25 protein-coding genes are annotated in these 21071 nt (G+C 71.2%); 15 read left to right on the top strand and 10 right to left on the bottom strand.

Features of this window, described 5'->3' with window-relative positions:
* Positions 1 to 8: 8 nt before the first annotated feature.
* Entirely contained in the window at positions 9 to 260 is a 252-nt protein-coding gene (locus L3Q67_RS23910) for a hypothetical protein (RefSeq protein ID WP_499183705.1), read from the bottom strand.
* A gap of 57 nt (positions 261 to 317) precedes the next feature.
* Here L3Q67_RS23910 and L3Q67_RS23905 point away from each other — a divergent pair, with 57 nt between their 5' ends.
* The 3 genes from L3Q67_RS23905 to L3Q67_RS23895 all read left to right on the top strand — a co-directional run bounded on the left by L3Q67_RS23905 (position 318) and on the right by L3Q67_RS23895 (position 1408).
* Entirely contained in the window at positions 318 to 746 is a 429-nt protein-coding gene (locus tag L3Q67_RS23905) for a PNPOx family protein (RefSeq protein ID WP_499183704.1), read from the top strand.
* A 186-nt stretch (positions 747 to 932) separates the two neighbouring features.
* Positions 933 to 1022 (top strand): helix-turn-helix domain-containing protein, encoded by a 90-nt coding sequence (locus L3Q67_RS23900; RefSeq protein WP_499183703.1) that lies wholly within the window; start codon positions 933 to 935, stop codon positions 1020 to 1022.
* Positions 1019 to 1408 (top strand): nitroreductase family deazaflavin-dependent oxidoreductase, encoded by a 390-nt coding sequence (locus tag L3Q67_RS23895; protein ID WP_499183702.1) that lies wholly within the window; start codon positions 1019 to 1021, stop codon positions 1406 to 1408. The genes L3Q67_RS23900 and L3Q67_RS23895 overlap by 4 nt, the downstream gene beginning before the upstream one ends.
* On the opposite strand, the gene L3Q67_RS23890 is transcribed toward L3Q67_RS23895, so the two are convergent.
* Positions 1389 to 1994, bottom strand: coding sequence for a TetR/AcrR family transcriptional regulator (locus tag L3Q67_RS23890; RefSeq protein WP_499183701.1), 606 nt, complete (start codon positions 1992 to 1994; stop codon positions 1389 to 1391). The two genes, L3Q67_RS23895 and L3Q67_RS23890, sit on opposite strands and share 20 nt — an antisense overlap.
* Before the next feature lie 61 nt (positions 1995 to 2055).
* Between L3Q67_RS23890 and L3Q67_RS23885 the strand changes: the two genes are divergently transcribed.
* A complete protein-coding gene (locus L3Q67_RS23885) occupies positions 2056 to 2481 on the top strand; it encodes a nuclear transport factor 2 family protein (RefSeq protein WP_499183700.1) in 426 nt (141 codons plus the stop codon).
* Between the two features lie 3 nt (positions 2482 to 2484).
* Here L3Q67_RS23885 and L3Q67_RS23880 read toward each other — a convergent pair whose 3' ends face one another.
* Positions 2485 to 3273, bottom strand: coding sequence for an SDR family oxidoreductase (locus L3Q67_RS23880; RefSeq protein ID WP_499183699.1), 789 nt, complete (start codon positions 3271 to 3273; stop codon positions 2485 to 2487).
* 73 nt (positions 3274 to 3346) lie between these two features.
* On the opposite strand from L3Q67_RS23880, the gene L3Q67_RS23875 reads away from it, so the two are divergent.
* Positions 3347 to 4060 carry a 2OG-Fe(II) oxygenase gene (locus L3Q67_RS23875; protein ID WP_499183698.1) on the top strand — a complete coding sequence of 238 codons (714 nt, stop codon included), beginning with the start codon at positions 3347 to 3349 and terminating at the stop codon, positions 4058 to 4060.
* Positions 4061 to 4064: 4 nt separating this feature from the next.
* On the opposite strand, the gene L3Q67_RS23870 is transcribed toward L3Q67_RS23875, so the two are convergent.
* Entirely contained in the window at positions 4065 to 4631 is a 567-nt protein-coding gene (locus L3Q67_RS23870) for a TetR/AcrR family transcriptional regulator (RefSeq protein WP_499183697.1), read from the bottom strand.
* A gap of 99 nt (positions 4632 to 4730) precedes the next feature.
* On the opposite strand from L3Q67_RS23870, the gene L3Q67_RS23865 reads away from it, so the two are divergent.
* Both L3Q67_RS23865 and L3Q67_RS23860 read left to right on the top strand, forming a co-directional pair.
* Positions 4731 to 5753: an aldo-keto reductase family protein gene (locus L3Q67_RS23865; RefSeq protein WP_499183696.1), complete on the top strand. Its 1023-nt coding sequence runs from the start codon at positions 4731 to 4733 to the stop codon at positions 5751 to 5753.
* Positions 5753 to 6619, top strand: a complete 867-nt coding sequence (locus L3Q67_RS23860; RefSeq protein WP_499183695.1) for an LLM class oxidoreductase — start codon at positions 5753 to 5755, stop codon at positions 6617 to 6619. The genes L3Q67_RS23865 and L3Q67_RS23860 overlap by 1 nt, the downstream gene beginning before the upstream one ends.
* On the opposite strand, the gene L3Q67_RS23855 is transcribed toward L3Q67_RS23860, so the two are convergent.
* The 4 genes from L3Q67_RS23855 to L3Q67_RS23840 all read right to left on the bottom strand — a co-directional run bounded on the left by L3Q67_RS23855 (position 6609) and on the right by L3Q67_RS23840 (position 9915).
* Positions 6609 to 7574 (bottom strand): sigma-70 family RNA polymerase sigma factor, encoded by a 966-nt coding sequence (locus L3Q67_RS23855; protein WP_499183694.1) that lies wholly within the window; start codon positions 7572 to 7574, stop codon positions 6609 to 6611. The two genes, L3Q67_RS23860 and L3Q67_RS23855, sit on opposite strands and share 11 nt — an antisense overlap.
* Before the next feature lie 61 nt (positions 7575 to 7635).
* Positions 7636 to 7968 (bottom strand): hypothetical protein, encoded by a 333-nt coding sequence (locus tag L3Q67_RS23850; RefSeq protein ID WP_499183693.1) that lies wholly within the window; start codon positions 7966 to 7968, stop codon positions 7636 to 7638.
* Positions 7969 to 8063: 95 nt separating this feature from the next.
* Positions 8064 to 9257, bottom strand: a complete 1194-nt coding sequence (locus L3Q67_RS23845) for a glycosyltransferase (protein WP_499183692.1) — start codon at positions 9255 to 9257, stop codon at positions 8064 to 8066.
* Position 9258: 1 nt separating this feature from the next.
* Positions 9259 to 9915 (bottom strand): class I SAM-dependent methyltransferase, encoded by a 657-nt coding sequence (locus L3Q67_RS23840; RefSeq protein WP_499183691.1) that lies wholly within the window; start codon positions 9913 to 9915, stop codon positions 9259 to 9261.
* A 420-nt stretch (positions 9916 to 10335) separates the two neighbouring features.
* On the opposite strand from L3Q67_RS23840, the gene L3Q67_RS23835 reads away from it, so the two are divergent.
* From L3Q67_RS23835 to L3Q67_RS23815, 5 genes are read left to right on the top strand one after another with little or no spacing between them, the layout of a single operon-like run.
* A complete protein-coding gene (locus L3Q67_RS23835; RefSeq protein WP_499183690.1) occupies positions 10336 to 11295 on the top strand; it encodes an aminotransferase class I/II-fold pyridoxal phosphate-dependent enzyme in 960 nt (319 codons plus the stop codon).
* On the top strand, positions 11292 to 12293 hold the full coding sequence (locus L3Q67_RS23830; RefSeq protein ID WP_499183689.1) for a polyprenyl synthetase family protein: 1002 nt from the start codon (positions 11292 to 11294) through the stop codon (positions 12291 to 12293). The genes L3Q67_RS23835 and L3Q67_RS23830 overlap by 4 nt, the downstream gene beginning before the upstream one ends.
* Complete coding sequence (locus L3Q67_RS23825; protein ID WP_499183688.1) at positions 12290 to 13276, top strand: UbiA prenyltransferase family protein; 987 nt, start codon at positions 12290 to 12292, stop codon at positions 13274 to 13276. Before L3Q67_RS23830 ends, L3Q67_RS23825 begins: the two co-directional genes overlap by 4 nt.
* Positions 13273 to 14928: a prenyltransferase/squalene oxidase repeat-containing protein gene (locus L3Q67_RS23820; protein ID WP_499183687.1), complete on the top strand. Its 1656-nt coding sequence runs from the start codon at positions 13273 to 13275 to the stop codon at positions 14926 to 14928. The genes L3Q67_RS23825 and L3Q67_RS23820 overlap by 4 nt, the downstream gene beginning before the upstream one ends.
* Positions 14925 to 16139: an FAD-dependent oxidoreductase gene (locus tag L3Q67_RS23815; protein ID WP_499183686.1), complete on the top strand. Its 1215-nt coding sequence runs from the start codon at positions 14925 to 14927 to the stop codon at positions 16137 to 16139. The genes L3Q67_RS23820 and L3Q67_RS23815 overlap by 4 nt, the downstream gene beginning before the upstream one ends.
* Positions 16140 to 16144: 5 nt before the next feature.
* Here L3Q67_RS23815 and L3Q67_RS23810 read toward each other — a convergent pair whose 3' ends face one another.
* Positions 16145 to 17146, bottom strand: coding sequence for a class I SAM-dependent methyltransferase (locus L3Q67_RS23810; RefSeq protein WP_499183685.1), 1002 nt, complete (start codon positions 17144 to 17146; stop codon positions 16145 to 16147).
* Between the two features lie 136 nt (positions 17147 to 17282).
* On the opposite strand from L3Q67_RS23810, the gene L3Q67_RS23805 reads away from it, so the two are divergent.
* Complete coding sequence (locus L3Q67_RS23805) at positions 17283 to 18119, top strand: TauD/TfdA dioxygenase family protein (protein WP_499183684.1); 837 nt, start codon at positions 17283 to 17285, stop codon at positions 18117 to 18119.
* On the opposite strand, the gene L3Q67_RS23800 is transcribed toward L3Q67_RS23805, so the two are convergent.
* Positions 18116 to 18697, bottom strand: coding sequence for a TetR/AcrR family transcriptional regulator (locus tag L3Q67_RS23800; RefSeq protein ID WP_499183683.1), 582 nt, complete (start codon positions 18695 to 18697; stop codon positions 18116 to 18118). The two genes, L3Q67_RS23805 and L3Q67_RS23800, sit on opposite strands and share 4 nt — an antisense overlap.
* A gap of 89 nt (positions 18698 to 18786) precedes the next feature.
* On the opposite strand from L3Q67_RS23800, the gene L3Q67_RS23795 reads away from it, so the two are divergent.
* Both L3Q67_RS23795 and L3Q67_RS23790 read left to right on the top strand, forming a co-directional pair.
* Entirely contained in the window at positions 18787 to 19194 is a 408-nt protein-coding gene (locus tag L3Q67_RS23795; RefSeq protein WP_499183682.1) for a VOC family protein, read from the top strand.
* Between the two features lie 38 nt (positions 19195 to 19232).
* The gene (locus L3Q67_RS23790; RefSeq protein ID WP_499183681.1) at positions 19233 to 21044 is read left to right on the top strand and encodes a serine/threonine-protein kinase; all 1812 of its coding nucleotides are present in this window, start codon (positions 19233 to 19235) and stop codon (positions 21042 to 21044) included.
* Positions 21045 to 21071: the final 27 nt, after the last annotated feature.

Genomic DNA, 21071 nt, shown 5'->3' with positions numbered 1-21071 from the left:
GGTCGCGGTCACGAAGTGCGCCGCTGCCGGGGCAGTTCGCCCTCGACGGGGCGCCCGGGCTCGCGGAAGAGATTTTCGTAGGCGGCGCCGGGGGTCTCCGCGAAGCCGTCGGTTTCCTGGTCGGCGAGGGGATGACTGAACAGCGGATTGCCCGCCGTGATGGTGTTGACGGTGAAACTCCTTTGAATGAGCCGCGGGGCTTCCGGCCGGCCAGTTGCCAGGCGAATCGGGAAGCGCTCTGCGAATGCGGCTGCCTCCACGATAACACGGCCCGGTTTACGCGGCAGGCTCCTGGCGATGTGGCTAGGGTCGCAGGCATGCCACATGACGTCGTGCTGAAGCTGATGAACGGGGTCCACCGGGGCCTGATGAAGGCCACCGGCGGGCGAGCGGGCTGGCAGGTCGCGGGCATGCCGGTGCTGGAACTGACCACGGTCGGCCGCAAATCCGGGCAGAAGCGGACGGTGATCCTCACCGCTCCCGTGCAGGAGAAGGAAACCCTCGTGGTGGTCGCTTCCCGCGGCGGCGACGACCACCACCCCGCGTGGTTTTTGAACCTGCGTGACAACCCCGAGGTCGAAGTGGCCCTGAAGGGTGCCCCCGCCCAGCCGATGAAGGCCAGGATCGCCACCGCCGAGGAACGCAGCGAGCTGTGGCCGCGGATCACCGCCGACTTCCGGACCTACGGCTCCTACCAGGACAAGACCTCGCGCGAGATCCCGTTGGTGCTGCTGGAACCGCGGTAGTCCCGGCGGCGCCTCACGGGCGAGAATGTCCACTGTGGACAGTGGACATCCTCGGCCATCCTCACCGGAGCGGCAGGCGCGGCACCCCGGACTTCAGTTTCAGACACGCGAAGGCGCTGACCCGCCCCCGGAAGAGGACTAACCTGGCTGGACCGGCGCGCCGCCTGACCGAATCCCGGCGCCACCGTGGTGCGCGCGGCGGCCGAGCTGGGCATGAGCCGGGCGACCATCTACCGCAAGATGGCGCACTACGAGATCAAGGTGCCGAACCGATGAACAAGCACGAGCTGGTGACCGCGTTCCAGCGGCGCGTGGGCAACCCGATCCTGCGGCGGCTGCCGTTCCAGGTGCTGCTGGAAACGACCGGCCGTTCGTCCGGGCAGCCGCGGCGCACCCCGATCGGCGGACGGCGGGTCGGCGACGAGTTCTGGTTCGTCTCCGAGTTCGGCGAGAAATCGCACTACATCCGCAACATCCAGGCCGATCCGGCGGTCCGGGTCCGGCTGCGCGGGCACTGGTACCGCGGCGTCGCCCACCTCCTGCCGGACGACGACGCCCGCGCGCGGCTGAAGTCGTTGCCACGCCTGAACAGCGCCGCGGTGCGCGCGATGGGCACGGACCTGCTGACCGTGCGCGTGGACCTCAGTCCAGGAGCACCCTGACCAGGGTTCGCTTCAGCCAGTCCTCGTAGTCGCCCGGCGACCAGCCCGCCGCGCCGACCAGGCTGTCGTGGACCCCGGCGGTCATCAGGGCGACGGCGATGTCGGTGGCCTTCGGGTCGATCCGGTGCCCGGCGGCCCGGATGCGCTCGATGACCATCTCCACGCCCAGCCGGTTGCGGCGGGCGCCTTCGGCCTCGGTCGCCGCGATGTCCGGGTCGACCGCGGCGCCCGAACTCAGGATCGCCACGATGTCACCGCAGCGCTCCCGCACCTGACGGCTCGCCTTCGCCAGCAGCCCGAGCAGTTCGGCCGGGTCGGTCATGCCCTCGGCCGAGGTCACCAGGTCCGGCAGCCCGGCCTCGTCGTCGAGCAGGTCGACGAGCCCGCCGAGCACCCCCGCCTTCGACCCGAAGTGCGCGTAGATCGTCTGCGGCGCGACCCCCGCCTCCTGGGCGATCAGCCGGATCGGGGTCCGCGCGTATCCGCGTTCGGCGAACAGGCCGCGTGCCGCGGTGAGGATCGTGCGCAGGGTCAGCGCTTCACGCCGGTCCCGCAGCCGGACGATGCCCGGCAGGTCCGCTGCCATGTATGCTCCGAATTAGAACGTCGTTCCAAGTTTTAGAGCATCGATCCAGTGAGGATAGCCGATGACCGTCGAAGAGATCATCACCGGAATGCAGCGGGCGTGGAACGCGGGCGACGGCGCCGCGTGGGGCGCGCACTTCGCCGAGGACGCCGACTTCGTCGACGCGGTGGGCCGGATCCAGCGCGGCCGGGCGGTGATCGCGGACGAGCACCAGAAGATCTTCGACACCATCTACCGGGGCAGCGTGCTCGAGATCCGGCAGGTCGGCGTCCGGCAGGTCGGCGACGGCCTGCTGCTCCTGCACACCGAGTCGACGCTCCAGGTCCCGGCGGGCCCGCGCGAGGGCACGGTCGACGCGGTCCAGACCAAGCTCGTGCGCGACGGCCTGATCCATGCCTTCCACAACACCCCGCGCGTCAGCCTCGCCACCGTCACCCAGCACGACCCGGCACTGGCCGGCCGCTCCCCGCTGGACTGGAAGTCCTGAGCCTCAGAGATCCGGCAGGCCGAGCTCGAGGTTGGGGGCCTGCATGCCGCCGTCGACCTCCAGCAGTTTGCCGGTGACGTAGGCGGCGGCCGGTGACGCGAGGTAGACCACCGAGGCGGCGATGTCCTCGGGCTCACCGAGCCGGCGCAGCGGCGTGTCCCGCTCCATCTTTTCCCGGAGTTCCGGATTGGCCGCGACCACGTCGAGCGCGGAGGTCAGCACCGAGCCCACCGAGATCGCGTTCACCCGGATCTTCGGCGCCAGATCCGCCGCGGCGAGCCGGGTGTAGTGCGCGACCGCGGCCTTCGCGGTGCCGTAGGCGAGATAACCGCGACCGGCGACCCGGCCCAGCACCGACGAGATGTTGACGATCGCGCCACCGCCGTTGGCGAGCATCGCCGGAGCGGCGGCGCGGGTCAGCGCGTGCGCGGTGGAGACGTTGAACCGGAACGCCTCTTCGAGGTAGCGGGGTGAGGTGTCCAGCAGCGGGCGCGGCATCGTGCCGCCGACGTTGTTCACCACGATGTCGAGCCGCCCGAAGGTGCCGGTCGCCGCTTCGGCCAGCGCGGCGGCGGCCGACGGGTCGCTCAGGTCTGCGGTTACGACCTCCGCCTTGCGTCCCACGGCTTCGATCTTCGCCGCGACCTCGCGCAGTTGCTCTTCGGTGCGGGCGGCGAGCACCACGTCGGCACCGGCTTCGGCCAGCGCCACGGCCGTCGCGGCGCCGATGCCCCGGCCCGCGCCGGTCACCACGGCGACCTGCCCGGTCAGCCGGAAACGGTCGAGGATCATGGCAAAACGATAACACGTTCTACCAATGGCAATGCCGATCTCACGTTCCACGCCTCCCCCGCGTCTACCGGGTATGGACAAGTACGCGAAGCGAGTGGCGGCCGCCGACTGGGCCGCGGTGGCCACCGAGCTGGACAGCTACGGCTGCGCCCTGCTGCCGCGCCTGCTCACCGCGGACGAGTGCCGCCGGATCGCCGGGCTGTGGTCCGACACCGGCCGGTTCCGGTCGACGGTCAACCTGCGACGGCACCGATTCGGCGACCACGGCGACTACCGCTACTTCGCCGAACCGTTCCCCGAACCGGTGGCCGCGTTGCGCGAAGCGCTGTACCCGCGACTGCTGCCGATCGCCCGCGACTGGTACGCCAAGCTCGGCCGGGAGGCCGAATGGCCGGACACCCTGGGCGAATGGCTGCGCGTCTGCCACGACGCCGGGCAGACCCGGCCGACACCGATCCTGCTGCGTTACGAGACCGGCGGGTGGAACGCGTTGCACCGCGACCTCTACGGCGACAAGGTCTTCCCGCTGCAGGTCGTGCTCAACCTCGACGAGCCGGGCACCGACCACACCGGCGGTGAGTTCCTGCTGGTCGAACAACGCCCGCGCGCGCAGTCACGCGGCATGGCGACGCTCATCCCGCAGGGCCACGGCCTGGTGTTCACCACCCGCGACCGGCCGGTGGCCTCGGCACGCGGCTGGTCGGCAGCTCCGGTCCGGCACGGCGTGTCCCCGGTGCGCAGCGGCCGTCGCCACACGCTCGGCCTGGTCTTCCACGACGCGACCTGAGCCGTCAGCGGCGGAGTCCGGCGATGAGGATCCGGACCAGCTGCCGCGCGTCGTAGCGGGGATCGCTTTCCGCGCCGATGCAGAGGTTCCCGACTCCGCGCATGAGCCCGAGCGCCTGCAGGTCCGACCGGATTTCGCCGGCCTCGGCCGCGGCGTCGAGCAACTGGGTGCACACGGGCACGAGGCGGTCGAGGAAGTACGCGTGCAGCGTGTCGAAGCCGGCCTGGTCGGACTGCAGCACCCCGGCGAGGCCGTGCTTCGTGACCAGGAAATCGACGAACAGGTCGATCCACCGCCCGAGCGCGGCATACGGGCTTTCACCGGACGCCAACAACTCTGGCCCCGCCTCGGCACAGGCCTCCACCTGGTGCCGGTACACCGCGATGATCAGGTCCGCCCGCTTCGGGAAGTGGCGGTAGATCGTGCCCACCCCGACCCCCGCCCTGGCCGCGATGTCGCGCACCGGCGCGTCCACCCCCGACTCGACGAAGATCGCCGCCGCCGCGTCGAGCAGCGTCTTCTCGTTGCGCCGGGCGTCCGCCCGCTTGGACCGCACCGGGCCGTCGTTCACCAGCTCGCCTCCTTGCCGACCGCTTGCTAAGCGGAACGAGGTTCCGTATCGTTAACGGAGCAACGTTCCGTTTCCCATGATGCCAGGAGGCACCCAGCTATGCAGTACCGCACCTTGGGGCGCACCGGTGTGCAGGTGAGCACCCTCGCGCTCGGCGCGATGAACTTCGGCGCGATCGGGCGCACCACCCAGGACGAGGCCACCGCGATCGTCGGCACCGCGCTCGATGCCGGGATCAACCTCGTCGACACCGCCGACATGTACGGCCAGGGCGAGTCGGAGGAGATGGTCGGCCGCGCGATCGCCGGTCGCCGCGACGACCTCGTGCTGGCCACGAAGGCGACGATGCCGATGGGCGACGAGCGCAACCACCGGGGCAGCTCGCGCCGCTGGCTGGTCGCCGAACTGGACCACAGCCTGCGCCGCCTCGGGGTCGACCACGTCGACCTCTACCAGATCCACCGCTGGGACCCCACGACCAGCGACGAGGAGACCCTGTCGGCACTGACCGACCTGCGGCAGGCGGGCAAGATCCGCTACTTCGGCTCGTCGACCTTCCCCGCCCACCGGATCGTGCAGGCCCAGTGGGCCGCGCGCGAACTCCACCTCGGCCGGTACGTCACCGAGCAGCCCAGCTACTCGATCCTGCAACGCGGCATCGAAGCGCACGTGCTGCCGGTGACCGAGGAGTACGGGCTCGGCGTGCTGGCGTGGAGCCCGCTGGCGTCGGGCTGGCTGTCGGGCGCGGTCCGCGCGGGCCGGGAGATCACCACGAACCGCTCGAAGGTGCTGCCGCAGCGCTTCGATCCCGCCATCCCCGCGAACCAGGCGCGGCTCGAGGCCGTCGAGCTGCTGGTGAAGGTCGCCGACGAAGCCGGGCTCACCCTGATCCAGCTCGCGCTGGGGTTCGTGACCGCGCACCCGGCCGTCACCAGTGCGCTCATCGGGCCCCGCACTCTGGACCACTTGAATTCCCAGCTCGCCGCCGCGGACACCGTGCTCGCGGCCGACGTGCTCGACGCGGTCGACAGCATCGTCGCGCCCGGAACCGACCTGGCACCCGACGAGAAGTTCGACACCCCACCCGCCCTGCTCGACCCCGCCTTGAGGAGGCGTCGCTGATGCCACGCACCACCGGAACCAGCTTCGGGATCATGACCGCGCCCCAGCAGGTCGACTACGCCGACATCCTGCGGGTCTGGCGCGAAGCCGACACGGTCCCGGAGATCGAGCACGCGTGGTTGTTCGACCACCTCATGCCGATCGGCGGCGACCCGGACGGCCCGATCCACGAAGGCTGGACGCTGCTCTCCGCCCTCGCCGCGCAGACCAGCCGGGTGCGACTCGGCCTGCTGGTGACCAGCAACCGCTTCCGGCCACCGGCGATGCTGGCGAAGATCGCCACCACCGTCGACATCGTCTCCGGCGGGCGGCTCGACTTCGGCATCGGCGTCGGTTCCCGTCCCAGCCACCCACTGGCCCGGCGCGAGTACGACGCGCACGGCCTGCCGTTCCACGACACCGCGGACGCCGTGCGCGGTTTCGCCGAAGCGTGCACGGTGATCCGGCGGTTGTGGACAGAAAACGAACCGTTCGACTTCGACGGCACCCACCACCGGCTCACCGGCGCCTTCGCCAATCCGAAGCCGGTGCAGCGCTCGCACCCGCCGTTCGTCATCGGCGGCCGGTCGGCCGCGACGCTGCGCGTGGTCGCCGAGCACGCCGACGTGTGGAACATCCCCGGCGGCGACATCGAGGACGTGATCGCCCGCAGCGCCCTGCTGGACCGCTACTGCACCGAAATCGGCCGGGACCCCGCGTCGATCACCCGCTCGATCCACCTGCCGGTCTCCTACGACCGGCCCGAGGACACCCGCAAGGCGATCGGCGAAGCGGTGGACGCCGGTTTCGGGCACGTCGTGCTCGGCCTGCCGTCGCCCTACCCCGAGGGCGTCGCCCGGTGGGTCGCCGCCGAACTCATCGGCTGAGCCGCTGAGGCAGGCCGAACCCGCCGAAGTCGGCGTCGAGGAACGAGACCACCTCGGCGATCCGGTCCCCGCGCAGGCTGAGCAGGTCCAGCCCGCCGGGCAGGTAGCCGCCGCGCTCCTCGTCCCAGAGGTACGTGCCGAAGGCGAGTTGCCCGTTGGCGCGTGCGGGCAGGAAGCGCCAGCGCCGTGTCATCGGCCCGGCGACGAGGAAGTCCCGGATGGCGTCGCGGCCCGCGTACCACTCGGGCAGCGGCGGCATGCTGTACCGGGCGTCCTCGGTCAGCAGGTCCACAATGGCCTGGAGATCACCGCGTTCCCAGGCGCCGGCGTACCGGCCCGCCAGCTCGCGGACCCGATCGTCACCGAGGGCGGCCAGCTCGGCCTGCTGGCTGGTCCGTTGTGGATCGAGAGTCCGGCGGGCGCGCTGGAGCGCGCTGTTGACCGAGGCGACGGTGGTCTCCAGCAGGTCGGCGACCTCGTTCGCGGAGAACTGCAGCACCTCGCGCAGCAGCAGCACGGCCCGCTGCCGGGCACCGAGGTGCTGCACCGCGGCGATGAAGGCGAGTTCCACGCTCTCCTTGACCGCGTACCGCGCCTCGGGCCCGAGGCGATCGTCCGGATAGGGCTCCAGCCAGGCCACTTCGGTCTCCGGTGCACCGGAGCCGGTAGGCAGTTCGCGGCGGCCGCGGTGCTCGATCGTGGTCAGGCAGCGGTTCGTGGCGATCTTGTACAACCAGGACCGCAGCGTGCCGCGGTCCTGGTCGAACTTCGCCAGCGCGCGCCAGGCCCGCACCAGGGTTTCCTGCACCGCGTCCTCGGCGTCGTGCACCGAGCCGAGCATGCGGTAACAATGCGCTTGCAGTTCGTCACGGAATGGTTCGACGAGCGCACCGAAAGCAGTCGCTTCCCCGGCCCGCGCGGCGGCGATCAGTTGTGCGGTGCGCTCCCCCGGCATGGGGGTGAATACTACGCCCCAGTGGAATTGCGACCGCCATTCGCGTTATTACCGGTGTTATTCACGGCGTGGCGAGCGGGGCGGGCAGCCACTCGGCGAAATCGTCGGTGTCCTCCCGCAACCGCGCCTCGGCCGCGGAAAGCCACTCGACCGACTCCCAGGATTTCACCGTGAACCCGGCTTCGGCCAGCACCTCGACGAACGCCTGCCCGGCCAGTTCCAGTGCCGGGTAGGGGTTGTCGTCGGTCCGGGAGGCGACGCCGAAGCGGTGCTCACGCACCGCGACGGCGATCAGGTCGACGCCGTACATCCGCTCGGCCAGCGCCACGGCTTCGGGCTCGCCAAGTGGCCGATCCAGCATGCCGAAGAGCCTCGTGACATTCCGTGAACCCATCCTCGGAGAATACCGAGGAATTCAGGCAGGATCGACGATTCACCCTGACGCCGAATTGCCCGGGGCCGAACCGTCCAGTCTGCCCAAGCGGAATATCATCTCCGCAACTGCTCCGTTCGGCTCAGCGCCAGATCCGCCGCCAGCGCGTCGAGTCCCGGGCAGGCCAGCGCGGATCGCGAGATCGCTGACGCACGGTGCCGGTAAACGTTGTCACCGAGCACTTCCCGGCACGTTTCCGTGAGCACGTCCGCGTCGAGCCCACCCGGTTCGAGACGGCGGCCGAGGCCGAGCGCGCAGACCCGGTCGGCGTTGCCGGGCTGATCCGAGAACAGCGGCAGCACCACCATCGGCGTGCCGGTGCGCACCGCCTCGGCGACCCCGCCGAAACCGCCGTGCGAGACGAACAACTCCGCGGACTCGAGCAGCAGCCGTTGCGGGGTGAACTCGAGCAGCCGCACGTTCTCCGGCCGTGATCCCGGCCATCGCCGCGGATCGCTGCCCAGCGCGACCACCCCCGAGCACGGCAGCCGCCCGAGCGCGGTGATCATCAGCTCCAGCAGCGCCTGGCTCTCGGGCACCACGGTCGCGGCGACGCTGCCGAGCCCGGCGAGCACGAGCGGGCGGTCGTCGGGCAGCCCCAGCAGCGAGACGTCCAGCACACCGGACGGTTCGTCCAGCCGGTAACACGGGGGCGCGTCGTCGCCATACCACTCGGGCGGCACGAAACCGGCGACGAACGACCGATTCGGGTACCACGGGTCGTCGACCTCGTCGAGTCCCAGTTCGGCACGCTGGCCGTTCAGCGCGTCCCGCACCGAAGGCAGGGTCGACGCCGAGCCCGGCGCGATGTCCACCACGGCCTGCCGCACGCCGAGCCGTTCGGCCGCGAGGTGCCCGCCGAACTCGTTGCACTCCCGCACGATCAGGTCCGGCTGCCATGATTCGCAGGCCTGGATCAGGTCACGGGCGAACACCCCCGCCAGCGGCCCGGCGAAGGCGGCGGTCAGCGGTCCCGCCTCGGCCCGCGCCGACGCCGCCCGCGCGCCGCCCTCCGGATCGCCGGGCATCCCGGGGCTGGTGAGCACCTCGGGCCGCTCGAGCAGCTGCGCCAAGGTCAGCACGTTCGGCAGCGCCAGGTGTTCGATCCCGGCTCGTGCCAGCTCGGCCGCCATGCCGGGAGCGGTCGCGACGGCCACCCGGTGCCCGGCCCGGCGCAGCGCGCGGGCCACCGGCAGGACCACCGGCGCCAGGTGCGAATAGAAGGGCAGGCAGGTCAGGACCACGCGCATCTCAGGTCCTCCGTCCGGTGATCGTGCTCGTGCCGAGCGCGGCGAGCGGCCCATACGGCTCGCGCGCGGTGACGTCGAAGCCTCGGCGCTCCAGCAGCGCGCGCACCGGTTCGGGCTCCTCGGCCTCGATCACCAGCTGCCGGATCCGGGGCCAGTCCGCTTCGCCGATCCCGGCGAGGACGTCGAGTTCGGCGCCTTCGACGTCGATCTTGACCAGGTCGATCGACTCGGCCGGGTCCAGCGCGGGCAGGAGGTCGGAAAGCCGCTCCACCGCGACGGCCACCGAACGGCTGTCGGCGAGCAACCGGCCGGCCGCGGGCACCAGTTCCCGCGTGCTCGTCTTCAGTTCCGGGTAGCGCGTGGAGTTGCCGGGGAGGTCGCGGTAGTAGGTGAACGGCACGCCGGTCTCGCGGCGCGCGCCCAGCGCGACTTCACGCGTGAGCACGTCTTCGTGCCCGTGGTGGGCCAGGTTCGCGCACAAGGCGCCGAACGTGCTGGGCACGGGTTCGGCGGCGAGCACCCTGGCACGCGGGTAGCGGCTTTTCAGGAAAAGGGTGAACAGCCCGACATTCGCCCCGGCGTCCACCACGACCGGCGCCTCCGGCAATCGGATACCGGCGCCGAGATAGCAGTTGTCGCGGAATATCTCCTGGTACATGAATCCGATCTCGGCGGTATCGCCGGAATCGTTTACGGGGACGTAACACCCGAATTCGCCGGACAACCGGACGTAACGAAGTTCTGCGTGCACGGTGGGAGCACACTACCGGACGCTACCGCCCGGTTACTCCGTCCGAAGGTCGTTCCCCTCCCGCCCACCAGGCTTTTTACCCGGCGAACGCGGCACAATAGCGAGCCGGAGCGACCAGGTCCAACCACCGGGTGGAATTGCCCCGTTCAGGTCGGCAAGAGTGGGTGATCCCTTAGTTTCGCCGGGCGACCGGACAAGGCAGGACAAACTCGCCCGCCCGCTTGACAGTCCCGCCGGACGGCACGGAGCCTGACGACGGCTGTTCGGTTGAACAATCGCACCGGGAGGGCCTGGAGAAAAATGGTCCCGATCATTCACCAGCTGGCATTGAACGAAAACCATTCACCGGTGCTGCCCGGCGTCCGCGAGGCGGTCCGGGAAGGCGCCCAGCGCGTCCACCTGACCCAGGACGCGCTGGCCACGGGCCTGACCGCGGAGCTGGCGCGACGGCTCGAAGTGGACGGTGCCCGGGTCGTCGCGGGCGCCGGTTCGGGCGCGCTGCTGCAGCAGTACCTCAACGCCCACAGTGGACCCGGCACGGCCGTCGTGCACGGCTGGCCGTCGTTCGAGCTGTACCCGCTGCTCATCCGCAACGCGGGCGCCACCCCGATCGCGGTGCCCGCCGAGCCGCAGGACCTGCGGGCGCTGGCCGCCGCGGTGACCCCGGAAACCCGCGTGGTGCTGCTGTGCAACCCGAACAACCCGACCGGCGAAGTGCTCGGGCAGGACGCGGTGGCCGAGTTCCTCGACCTGCTGCCGCCCGACGTGCTGGTGCTGATCGACGAGGCCTATCGCGAGTTCGCCGAGCCGGGCGCGCCGACCGACGGCCTCGCGCTGGCCGCCGCCGACGACCGGGTCGCGGTGGTCCGGACCTTTTCGAAGTCACACGGGCTGCTCGGTCTCCGGGTCGGTTACCTGGTCGCGCACGAACCCGTGGCCGCCGCCCTGCGCCCCACGCTGCCGTTCTTCCGCGTGGGCACCCTCGCGCAAGCCGCCGCGCTCGCCGCGCTGGAGGCCGAGTCGCGAATGCGCGAACAGTGCGCGGAAGTGGCGGCGGAACGGGACCGCGTCCGCGCCGGCCTGCTGGACCTCGGCTGGGACGTCCCACCGAGCGGCGGCAACTTCCTCTGGCTGCGCCTGGGCCGCGAGAACCAGTCCTTTGTCGACCACCTGGCCGCCGGTGGGGTCGCGGTGCGGGAGATCGCCGGGGCCGGGGTGCGGGTGAGCACCGGCACCCCCGAGGCGAACGACCTGGTACTGGCGCTGGCGAAGGAGTTCGCCGCATGACCGCCATCCACGAGGTGACCTCCTCCCCCGCCGTCGAGGACGTGCGGCGGGCCCTCACCGAGCGCTGGTCCGGTGCGGGCCACCGAGTCGCGGAAATCTCCGGCTACGCCCTGCTCGCCCCCGGCAAACTGCTGCGGCCGTTGCTGCTGGTGACCGCGGCCGAAGCCGTCGGCGGATCGCGCGAGCAGGTGCTGCCCGCCGCGCTCGCGGTGGAATACCTGCACGTGGCCTCGCTGATCCACGACGACATCATCGACGGCGACGACCTGCGGCGCGGCCGTCCGGCGGTGCACGCGCGCTTCGGCACGCCGGACGCCATCGTCACGGGCGACGCGCTCATCTTCGGGCTCTTCTCGGCCATCGCCGAATGCGCCACCCGGGGAGTGCCGGAGCCCGCGGTGCTGGCCGCGGTCCGCGTGCTGTCGGAGGCGGGCGAGGACCTGTGCCGCGGTCAGGTTCAGGAAGCCCTGCTGGACAAGGAAGTCCTCGCGGCCGGACCCGACCACTGCCTCACCGCGTACCTCGAGATGGCCTCGCTGAAGACCGGCGCGTTGTTCCGGGGTGCCTGCCGGGCGGGCGCGCTGCTCGGCGGGGGCTCACCCGCCGAGGTCGCCGCGATCACCGGCTTCGCCGAGCACGCCGGCCTGGCCTTCCAGATGTACGACGACCTGCTGCCGTTCCTCGGCGACCCGTCGGTCACCGGCAAACCGGGCACGAGCGACGCGGCCAACCTGCGGCTGACCTTCCCGGTGCTGCTCGCCGTGCGTGAAGCCGGTTCCCAGCGGCTCGAACGGATCCTCGGCGGCGGGCTCACCCCGGAACGGACACTGGCCGAGTTGCGCGAGCTGGTCACCACGACCGGCGCGCTGGACCTCGCCCGCGCCCGCGCCGAGGAGGAAGTCGCGCTGGCGCGGGCCGATCTCGGCACGCTGCGGCCCACCGAAGCGACGGGACTGCTCGGCGCGATCGCCGAAGCGGCCGTGCGGCGGGACCGGTGACCAGGTTGACCACGGCCGGGCGGTGGCGGCCGGCCGCCGTGGCACACGTGCAGACCTGGCGCCCGTACACGCTCTGCTACCCCGCGCTGCTCGGGCTCGCGGGCGCGGCGGCGGCCGGTGACGCGGCGGCCCCGGTGGCGGCGCTGGTGCCCGCGCTCGGCTGGCTGTCCGGGCACTACCTCGGCGACTACTTCGACCGCGGCCTCGACGCGATCGGCAAGCCGCACCGGCCCATCCCGTCCGGCCGCCTGTCCGCCGAAGCCGCCCTGTTCAGCGGAATCGCCTGCGCGCTGGCGTCGGCGTTGCTCGCGGCCCTGGTCAATTGGCGCATCCTGCCCGTGTTCGTGCTCGCGATGCTCGGCATCGTCGGGTACAGCAAGGTGTTCAAGAAGCGCGGTGCGTCGGGCAACGTGGTCCGCGGTGCATTGAGCGCGCTCGCCGTGGTGATCGGCGCGATGCTCGTCGTGCCCTTGCCCCCGTGGACCGTGGTGCCCGTCGCACTCGGTTTCCTGGTGCACGACACCGCGTCCAACCTGGTCGGCACGGTCCGGGACGTGGACGGCGATCGGGCGGGCGGCTACCGCTCGGTCCCGGTGCGTCACGGCATCCGGCACGCGGTCCGGCTCGCCTTCGGCCTCTACCTCGTGGGCGTGCTGTTCGTCGCTTCCGCTGCGCTCCACGGGTTCGCCCACCTCGCGCTCACCGCGATCGCCGCGGTCGCGGGCGCGGCGGCCTTCGCGCCGTTGCTGCGTGCCGGTTCGGTCGTCAGCCGTCAGGCCGCGTTGCGCGCGCACGAGGTCCTCGTCGGCGAACGGCTCGTGCTCGCCGCGGCCGTCGTCGCCGGTGGTGCCGGGCTCGCGTTCGCACTCGCGGTCCTGGTTCCGGTGCTCGTGCTTTCCCTGGCCGCGCAGGCCGTCATGCGCGCCCGTCACGAAATCCCGCCCGCTCCGGCCCTGCTCCGACGAAAGGACACCGTCGCATGACCTCCTTGCGCGCCGACGAGATCTCCGAAGCCATCGCCGGCGGGGCCGAGGCGTTGTTCTCGGCGCAGCGACCGGACGGCGTGTTCGACTACGGCGAGCACGCGCTCATCTCGACGCTCGGCACGGTCGGCGCGGTGAGCGCGCTGCACTTCGCCGATCCGGCCGGGTCAGCGGACCTGATCACCCGCGGCGCGGCCTGGCTGGAACGCACGCAAGCCGAGGACGGCGGCTGGAGCATGGTGCCCGGCGAGGCGTCCGAAGCGGGACCGACCGCGGTGGCCACGGCCACGCTGCACCTGCTCGGCGGTCACGAATCGGCTGTCCACAAGGGACAACGCTGGTTGGAGGACTTCGGCGGCCTGGAGGCGATCCCGCACGCCGAAGTGGTCGCCTGGTGCCGCCAGTACTACGGCTTCGCGGACTGGCTCGACCCGCGTGAGATGCGGCGGTTCCCGCTGGAACTGGCGTTGTTCCCCGGGCTCTACCGGAAGTTGTTCGACCTCCGCGCGCCGATGGTCTCCGCGCTCGGGCTCGCGCAGACCCGGCACAAACCGCTCAGCCGCGTACACCGCAAGCTCTCGAAACTCGCCGAACCCAAGGCGCTCGAAGTCATCCGGCAGGTCTACGAGCACGAAGGCAGCACGGGCGGCTGGTGCGAGGACGCGTGGGTGACCGGGCTGATCGTCGCCGGGCTCGCGCGCGCCGACCTCGGGCACGACATGGTCGCCCGCGCGGTCGGCTGGTTCCGCGAGAACGTCAACGAGGACGGTTCGTGGAACAGCGGTCCGCTCGACCTGACGTGGTCGATGTACGCGGCGGCCGGGCTGCTCGAAGCCGGTTACCGCGAGGATGCCCGCCTCGGCCTGACCAAGGAGCTTTTCCTGCGGTTGCAACAGGACCAGCCGTTCGTCGCGTTCGGCTGCCCGCCCGGGTTCTGGGGCTGGTCGGGCACGAAGGGCTGGCCCGCCACCTTGGAGACCGGCGAGATCGTCTCCGCGTTGTGCCACCTGCCTGGCGAGGACCAGGCGGAAAGCGTGCGGCGCGGCGTCACTTGGCTGACGCTGCAGCAGGACACGCGTGGCTCTTGGGGGCTGTGCGTGCGCAACACCAAGGTGGCGAACAGCGGACCGTGCCCGCACATGACCGCGCAGGCGCTCGACGGGCTGCTCGATTCCGGCGTGCCGGTGGACGACCGGCGGGTGCGCCGCGGCCTGCGCTGGCTGGCGTCGGCACAACTACCGGACGGCAGCTTCGAATCCGTGTGGTATCGGATGCACACCGCGGGCACGTCCGCCGTCCTGCAGACCTTCGCCAAGGCCGGACTGTCCGGCGAACCGGCGGCGGTACGAGCACGTGCATGGCTCGAACGCACCCAGCACGAGGACGGTTCGTGGGGCACCGGCGCGCCCGCCGACGCCGGAACCGTCGAGGAAACCGCCTGGGCGGTAAGCGCTTTGCTCGCCGCCGGGGCGCCCGCCGAGTCCGTGCTGCCCGGCGTGCGCTGGCTGCTGGCCGAACGCGAGCCCGGTGGCGGCTGGCCCGCCGCGCGCGTCAACGAATACGTCCGCCACGTCTCGCGGTACGCGAATCCGGCGCTGGCGAACGGCCTGGCTTTGCGAGCACTGGCTCGCTACCGGAAGGCAGTCCGATGAGGACGGACGTGGTGGTCTGCGGTGCCGGAGTCGGCGGCCTCGCGGCGGCTTGCGCGCTGGGTCAGGCCGGACTGCGCGTGACGCTGCTGGAGAAGCAGGACGCGCCGAAACCGGTCGCGAAGGGCGAAGTGTTCCAGCCGGGTTCGCTGCGCGTCCTGCAGTCGTGGGGCGTAGCGCGACGACTGGACTCGGCGGGTGCGCTGCGCCTGGCACGCCTGGTCGCGCGCGACGCCGCCGGTACGCCGCAAATGGCGCTGGACTACGGAACACTGCCCGGGGACAACCGCTGGCTGCTCGCGCACGACTACCCCGCCATCCTCACCGCGCTCACCGAATCGCTGCCGTCCGGTGTCGAACTCCGGCGAGGTGTGCTGGTGAAGGGGCTGCTGCGGGACTCAGGCGGCCGGGTCACCGGCGTGCGCCTGGCGGACGGCACGATCGAGGCACCGCTGGTGGTCGCCGCCGACGGCATTTCCTCCCGGCTGCGCAAGGAAGCGGGCATCGAGATCGAGCGAGCCGAGTACCCGCACCGGTTGGTCGCACTGGAACTACACGACGTACCCGAGATCGAAGCCGATTTTTCCGCCTATGTCACCGAACGCGGCCTGCGGTTGCGGTATCCGCTCCCCGGCGGCCGTGTCCGGTTGTACGCGCAGGTCGAGCCCGACGAGCTGCGCGGCGGGGACCTGGCGACCTGGGGACGGGCGCTGGCCGGGGAAACGCCCGCGCTCGCGCCGCTGGAAGACGCCATCCTGGCGAGCCTGCCCCGGCGGCAGGTGCTGCCGGTCGCGCGGTTCCTCGCTCCCCGCCTGTGGATCCCCGGCCTGGCGCTGGTCGGCGAGGCCGGGCACGCCGTGCACCCGATGGCCGCGCAGGGCATGAACAGCGCGATCGCCGACGCCGACTGCCTCGCCGAGGTGGTCACCGGCTCCGGCGACCTGGCCGAGTACGGCAGGCGGCGCGCGGCCGAACTCGGGCAGATCGGCCGCACCAGCCACAACGCGGCCCGCATGATCACCGACCTGTCGTGGACCGGCCGCACACTCGGCCGCCGCGCACTGCGGCACACCGGCGCGAACGACCGGCTGCGCTACACCGTCATGCACAACATGTCCGGCCTCGGCGCGCACCCGCTGACGCCGCTGGACCGGCTGCACCAGATCGGGTTGCTGCCGGACCCGAGGGCCCGGCGGCTCCCGGCCTGGGCATGAGCCCGTCAGCCCACCCCGCATTCGATCAGCACCAGGCCGCCCGGTGCGGTCCGCTCGGTGCGCACGGCCAGCCCGGCGGTCGCGGCCAGTGCCCGGAAGTCCTCAATGGACCGTTCGCGCCCGCCGAGCAGGGTCAGCGACTGGAGGTCGAACGAGGAGTTGTTCTTCGCGTGCTCCTCGCCCGCGAGCACCTCCACGACGAGCACCGTGCTCGCCGCCTCGGCACACCGACGCAGGATGCGCACGGCGTCGTCGTCACCCCAGTCGGTCAGTACCCGCGAAACCATGAGCACGTCGTAGCCGCCGGGCAGCGGGTCGAAGAAGCTGCCGCCGATGAACTGCGCGCGCTCGGCCAGTCCGGCGTCGGCCAGCGCCTGCTTGGCCTCCGGTTCGACCGGCGGCAGGTCGAGCACCGCGCCTTCGAGGTGGTCGTGCTGGCGCAGCACCTCGGACAGCAGTGCGCCGATGCCACCGCCCACGTCGAGCACGCGGCGGACCGGTGCCCAGTCGTACTCGGCGGCCACCGCCGGTCCGGTCTGCCAGGCGTGCGCGGCCATGATGGCGCCGAAGAACACCCGCAACCGCTCGTCGCGCTGGTAGTCGTCCCAGAACGGCACGCCGTGCACGGCGCCGTACGCGGATTCGCCGGTGCGCACCGAATGCAGCATGCCGCTGTAGGCCAGGTCCATCTTCGCGCCGGGGCCGTCGAGGTCCAGCCAGCCGCGCTGCCAGCGGTGGTCCTCGCCGAGCAGCTGCCGCGAAACCGGGGTGAGGCCGTAGGTTCCCGGCTCGGTCTCGGTGAACAGGCCGATGGCGACCAGGTGACGGAGCAGCCTGGCGAGCGAGTCCTCGTGCGCCCCGGCCGCCTTCGCGAGCGCGGCCGACCCGGTGGTGCCGTCCGCGATCAGCTCCGGCAGGCGCAGCGTCACCGCCGCGCGAACGGCGAACGGGGTGGCGAGGTCGACCAGGCCGGCCAGCTCGGCGGCGGGGTCTGGGGCGGGGTCCATCCGGGTCCTCCAGTCGGCAGGGCACCGCCGGTCGCGGTGCTCGGTCCGCACCGAGAGTCGCATTCACCGGCAATTCCGGTCAAGTATTTTCCCTTTTCGTCGATCGCGTTTCCGACCTGCCCGAAAGGCGGCACAAATGGCTGCACGATTCACGGTTAACCCCATTTCCGGCGCACTCGGCGCGGAGGTGACCGGGGTGCCGCTGGCCACCCTGTCCGACGCGGACTTCGCGGCCGTCCGCGAACTGCTGCTGGAGCACCTGGTGCTGTTCTTCCCGGACGCGGCCGGGCTTGATCCCGAGTCACACAAGGCTTTCGGGCGCCGGTTCGGGGAGCTGGAGGTGCACCCGTTCCTGCCGAAGCTCGAAGGCCACGACGAACTCGTCGTGCTCGACTCCGACCAGGGCGCGAAAGCCGACGTGTGGCACACCGACGTCACGTTCAGCCCGTCGCCGCCGATCGCGTCGATCCTGCAATTGGTGGAATGCCCGTCAGCCGGCGGTGACACGATGTGGAGTAACCAGTACCTGGCCTACGAATCCCTTTCCGCGCCGCTGCGGGAAATGCTCGACGGCCTCACCGCGATCCACGTTTTCGAGCACCCGAACGGCTCGTTCCGCAGCGAAGCCGAACACCCGGTCGTGCGCACCCACCCGGAAACCGGGCGCCGCTCGCTGTACGTGAACCGCATGTTCACCCGGCGCATCCCGCAGCTCGCCCCCGGCGAAAGCGAGGCCCTGCTGGCATACCTGTTCGGACTTTCCGAGAGCCCCCACCGGGTTTGCCGCTACCGCTGGGTGCCGGGCGCGATCGCGCTGTGGGACAACCGCGCCACCCAGCACTACGCGGTCAACGACTACACCGGCCGCCGGATCGGGCAGCGGGTGACCGTGCTCGGCGACAAGCCCGAGGGCGAGGCGCCGCGCTGGCCGCACCACGAAGGCACCGGCCTGAGCGCCGCGACGAGCCGTTAGGCCCTCATCGACTCGAGCATGCGGGTCAGCGCGGCCACGGTGTCCGCGAGATCGCGGCCCGAGTCGGCGGACCCGGCCAGCCAGGCGGCGGCCTCGTTCATCGCACCGGAAAGCAGGTGCGCGAGCGGGGCCACCGGCTGGCGGATCAGCACGCCCTCGTCGATCAACTGCGTGAGCGCCTCGACGAGGTGGCGCATCGACGCGGTCGCGTCGAGCTCGCGCCAGGTCTCCCAGCCGAGTACGGCGGGGGCGTCGACCAGCATGATGCGCTGGATCTCCGGCTCGGTGGTGACGGTCAGGAACGCGGTGCAGCCCGCGACCAGCTGCGTCCAGGCATCGGCGTCCGGCGCGGCGCGGTCCACCCTGGCGGCCACCTCGGCGTGGACCTGCTCCAGCACCGCGCGGAAGAGCTGGTCCTTGCCGGTGAAGTAGTGGTAGAGCGCGCCCTTGGACACCCCGGCGGCAGTGACGATCTCAGCCAGGCTGACCTGGCCGTAACCCTTCGCGGCGAACAGCTCACGAGCCACCGCGACGAGTGTCCTGGTGGTCTCCTCACGCTGCTGCGCCTTCGTCGCCATGCCCGGGAGTCTAGTTGACGTACCGGCGGTCGGTATCTATGGTCGTGCTTACATACCGACCGCCGGTACGCATCTTCTTCGGAGCGTTCATGAAACTGTCGAGCTTCTACCCCGTCCTCTGCACCGACGCCGTGGCCGCCACGCGCGACTTCTACGTCACCCACTTCGGCTTCGAGGTCACCTTCGACTCGGGCTGGTACGTCAGCCTGCGCCGCGAAGGCGGTTACGAACTCGGCATCGTCGACCACACGCACCCATCGGTGCCGGAGGGCAGCCGCAGACCGGTCGCCGGGCTGATCCTGAACTTCGAGGTCGACGACGTGGACGCCGAGCACCGGCGGCTGGTCGAAGAAGCCGGGCTGACGCCGGCGCTGCCGTTGCGCAGCGAGGAGTTCGGGCAGCGGCACTTCATCCTGACCGACCCGGCGGGCGTGCTCGTCGACGTGATCACCGAGATCGAACCGTCGGCGGAGTTCGCCGCCGGCTTCACCGCCTGACCTGGGAACCCGGCGGCCGCACCCAACGTCGATGGGGCATGGCAGGTGAGACCTTCGGGCCGTACCGCATCGAGGAACTGCTCGGCCGCGGCGGCATGGGCGAGGTGCATCGCGCCTACGACACCACGCACGACCGAATCGTCGCGCTGAAGCGGCTGTCCATTTCGGCCGCCGGCGACCCCGGTTTCCGGGCCCGTTTCCGGCGCGAGTCACAGATCGTCGCGCGGCTGCGCGAGCCGCACGTGATCCCGATCCACGCCTACGGGGAGATCGATGGGCGCCTGTACCTGGACATGCGACTGGTCGAGGGCTGCGATCTGAAGGATCTCACCGACACCGGGCCGCTGGCCCCGGAGCGGGCGGTGCGGATCGTCGAGCAGGTGGCGAGCGCCCTGGACGCCGCACACGCCGACGGTCTCGTGCACCGCGACGTCAAACCGTCGAACATCCTGGTCGCGCCCGGCGACTTCGTCTACCTGGCCGACTTCGGGATCGCCCGCAGCTCCTCCCCCACGGCGACCGCGATCACCGCCTCGGGCGCCGTCGTCGGAACGCTCGACTACATGGCCCCCGAACGCTTCGGCACCGGCACGGTGGTCGATGGCCGCACCGATGTCTACGCGCTGGCGTGCGTGCTCTACACCAGCCTCACCGGCCGGCGCCCCTTCACCGCCGAAGGCACCGCGGCGCAGATCTGGGCGCACCTGCAGGAACCCCCACCACGCCCGTCGACCTGGAACCCCGCAGTCCCCGCGGCCCTCGACGAAGTCATCGCGCGCGGCATGGCGAAGGCGCCGGACCACCGCTACCCCACCGCCACCGCCCTCGGCGAGGCAGCCAAAGCCGCCCTCACCACACCGGCTGCCCCCAAAGCCACCCTCGTCCATCCCACCCCCAAAGCAACCCTCGTCCAACCCGCCGACGCCTACGCCGCCAGTGCCCACGACGCCGGTGCCCAATCCGCCGCCCCCAAGGCAGGTCTCGCTCAACCCGCAACTCCCAGAACCACCCTCGCCCACCCCACCGCCTCTCCACCTTCCCCGGCCTCACCCACCACTTCTCCACCCGCCTTCCTCTCACCCAGCACCTCACCCGTCCAACCCACCCAGGCCGAACCCCCACCGGTTCCCGCACATCCCGCCACCGACCGGCGGCCAAGCCTGCCCATGCTGCCGGTCGTCCTCGCCCTGCTCGTGATCGCCGCCGTGGTAGCCACCATCCTGCTCGTCCAACCCGGCGGCGGCCTGGTGTACGGCTCCCCCTCCACCGGCGCATCCACCTCGTCTTCCGCCTCTCCTCTCCCCTCCACTCCCCATTCCCCGCCCAGTCCCAACCCGAATCGTCCCTCCACAGTGGATCCCAAGCCACCCTCGGACAACGGCCTCGCCGCACTGCTGCCCACCGTCTACCGCGGCAACCCTTCGTGCCGGGCAACCGAACCAGCCGACGGCACCCGGTCGACCATGACCTGCACCAAGCCGAACGACGAGGACTCACGCCTGCCGACGCCCGGTGAAGCCGTCTTCCACCTGTTCACCGACCGCACGAGCCAGGACGCCTTCTTCCGGAAGCTGGTCACCGACCGGCGCATCCCGCGCCGCGACGACTCCAGCGGCTGCCGCCCGAAAACCCAGGACACGCACTACGCGCTGTACTACCGGGACACCAGCGGGCCGATTCCCGGCGAGTTCACCACCTGCTTCACCGAGGAGGGCACCGGCCAACTGTGGTGGGTCGACACCCGCACGCTGACCATCGGCGCACTGATCGCCCCGGGCGCGACCAGCCCCGACGCCTTGGAGAAGCTCGACACCTGGTGGAACACCATGATCTTGGTGACACTGAGGTGACCCACCCGGCGGTGCCCGGAGCACCAT

The organism is Saccharothrix sp. AJ9571, assembly GCF_021725495.1.
Taxonomy (GTDB): Bacteria; Actinomycetota; Actinomycetes; order Mycobacteriales; family Pseudonocardiaceae; genus Amycolatopsis; species Amycolatopsis magusensis.
The sequence above is the reverse complement of the archived record's forward strand: the minus strand, read 5'-3'. Positions and strand labels throughout refer to the sequence as shown.

Excerpts from the sequence above, each read along its gene's own strand:
- L3Q67_RS23865 (WP_499183696.1), top strand. The coding sequence starts at position 4,731 with ATGCAGTACCGCACCTTGGGGCGCACCGGTGTGCAGGTGAGCACCCTC.
- L3Q67_RS23875 (WP_499183698.1), top strand. The coding sequence starts at position 3,347 with ATGGACAAGTACGCGAAGCGAGTGGCGGCCGCCGACTGGGCCGCGGTG.
- L3Q67_RS23820 (WP_499183687.1), top strand. The coding sequence starts at position 13,273 with ATGACCTCCTTGCGCGCCGACGAGATCTCCGAAGCCATCGCCGGCGGG.
- L3Q67_RS23815 (WP_499183686.1), top strand. The coding sequence starts at position 14,925 with ATGAGGACGGACGTGGTGGTCTGCGGTGCCGGAGTCGGCGGCCTCGCG.
- L3Q67_RS23850 (WP_499183693.1), bottom strand. The coding sequence starts at position 7,968 with ATGGGTTCACGGAATGTCACGAGGCTCTTCGGCATGCTGGATCGGCCA.
- L3Q67_RS23885 (WP_499183700.1), top strand. The coding sequence starts at position 2,056 with ATGACCGTCGAAGAGATCATCACCGGAATGCAGCGGGCGTGGAACGCG.
- L3Q67_RS23890 (WP_499183701.1), bottom strand. The coding sequence starts at position 1,994 with ATGGCAGCGGACCTGCCGGGCATCGTCCGGCTGCGGGACCGGCGTGAA.
- L3Q67_RS23840 (WP_499183691.1), bottom strand. The coding sequence starts at position 9,915 with ATGTACCAGGAGATATTCCGCGACAACTGCTATCTCGGCGCCGGTATC.
- L3Q67_RS23800 (WP_499183683.1), bottom strand. The coding sequence starts at position 18,697 with ATGGCGACGAAGGCGCAGCAGCGTGAGGAGACCACCAGGACACTCGTC.
- L3Q67_RS23860 (WP_499183695.1), top strand. The coding sequence starts at position 5,753 with ATGCCACGCACCACCGGAACCAGCTTCGGGATCATGACCGCGCCCCAG.
- L3Q67_RS23855 (WP_499183694.1), bottom strand. The coding sequence starts at position 7,574 with ATGCCGGGGGAGCGCACCGCACAACTGATCGCCGCCGCGCGGGCCGGG.
- L3Q67_RS23810 (WP_499183685.1), bottom strand. The coding sequence starts at position 17,146 with ATGGACCCCGCCCCAGACCCCGCCGCCGAGCTGGCCGGCCTGGTCGAC.
- L3Q67_RS23905 (WP_499183704.1), top strand. The coding sequence starts at position 318 with ATGCCACATGACGTCGTGCTGAAGCTGATGAACGGGGTCCACCGGGGC.
- L3Q67_RS23895 (WP_499183702.1), top strand. The coding sequence starts at position 1,019 with ATGAACAAGCACGAGCTGGTGACCGCGTTCCAGCGGCGCGTGGGCAAC.
- L3Q67_RS23830 (WP_499183689.1), top strand. The coding sequence starts at position 11,292 with ATGACCGCCATCCACGAGGTGACCTCCTCCCCCGCCGTCGAGGACGTG.
- L3Q67_RS23790 (WP_499183681.1), top strand. The coding sequence starts at position 19,233 with ATGGCAGGTGAGACCTTCGGGCCGTACCGCATCGAGGAACTGCTCGGC.
- L3Q67_RS23805 (WP_499183684.1), top strand. The coding sequence starts at position 17,283 with ATGGCTGCACGATTCACGGTTAACCCCATTTCCGGCGCACTCGGCGCG.
- L3Q67_RS23795 (WP_499183682.1), top strand. The coding sequence starts at position 18,787 with ATGAAACTGTCGAGCTTCTACCCCGTCCTCTGCACCGACGCCGTGGCC.
- L3Q67_RS23845 (WP_499183692.1), bottom strand. The coding sequence starts at position 9,257 with ATGCGCGTGGTCCTGACCTGCCTGCCCTTCTATTCGCACCTGGCGCCG.
- L3Q67_RS23880 (WP_499183699.1), bottom strand. The coding sequence starts at position 3,273 with ATGATCCTCGACCGTTTCCGGCTGACCGGGCAGGTCGCCGTGGTGACC.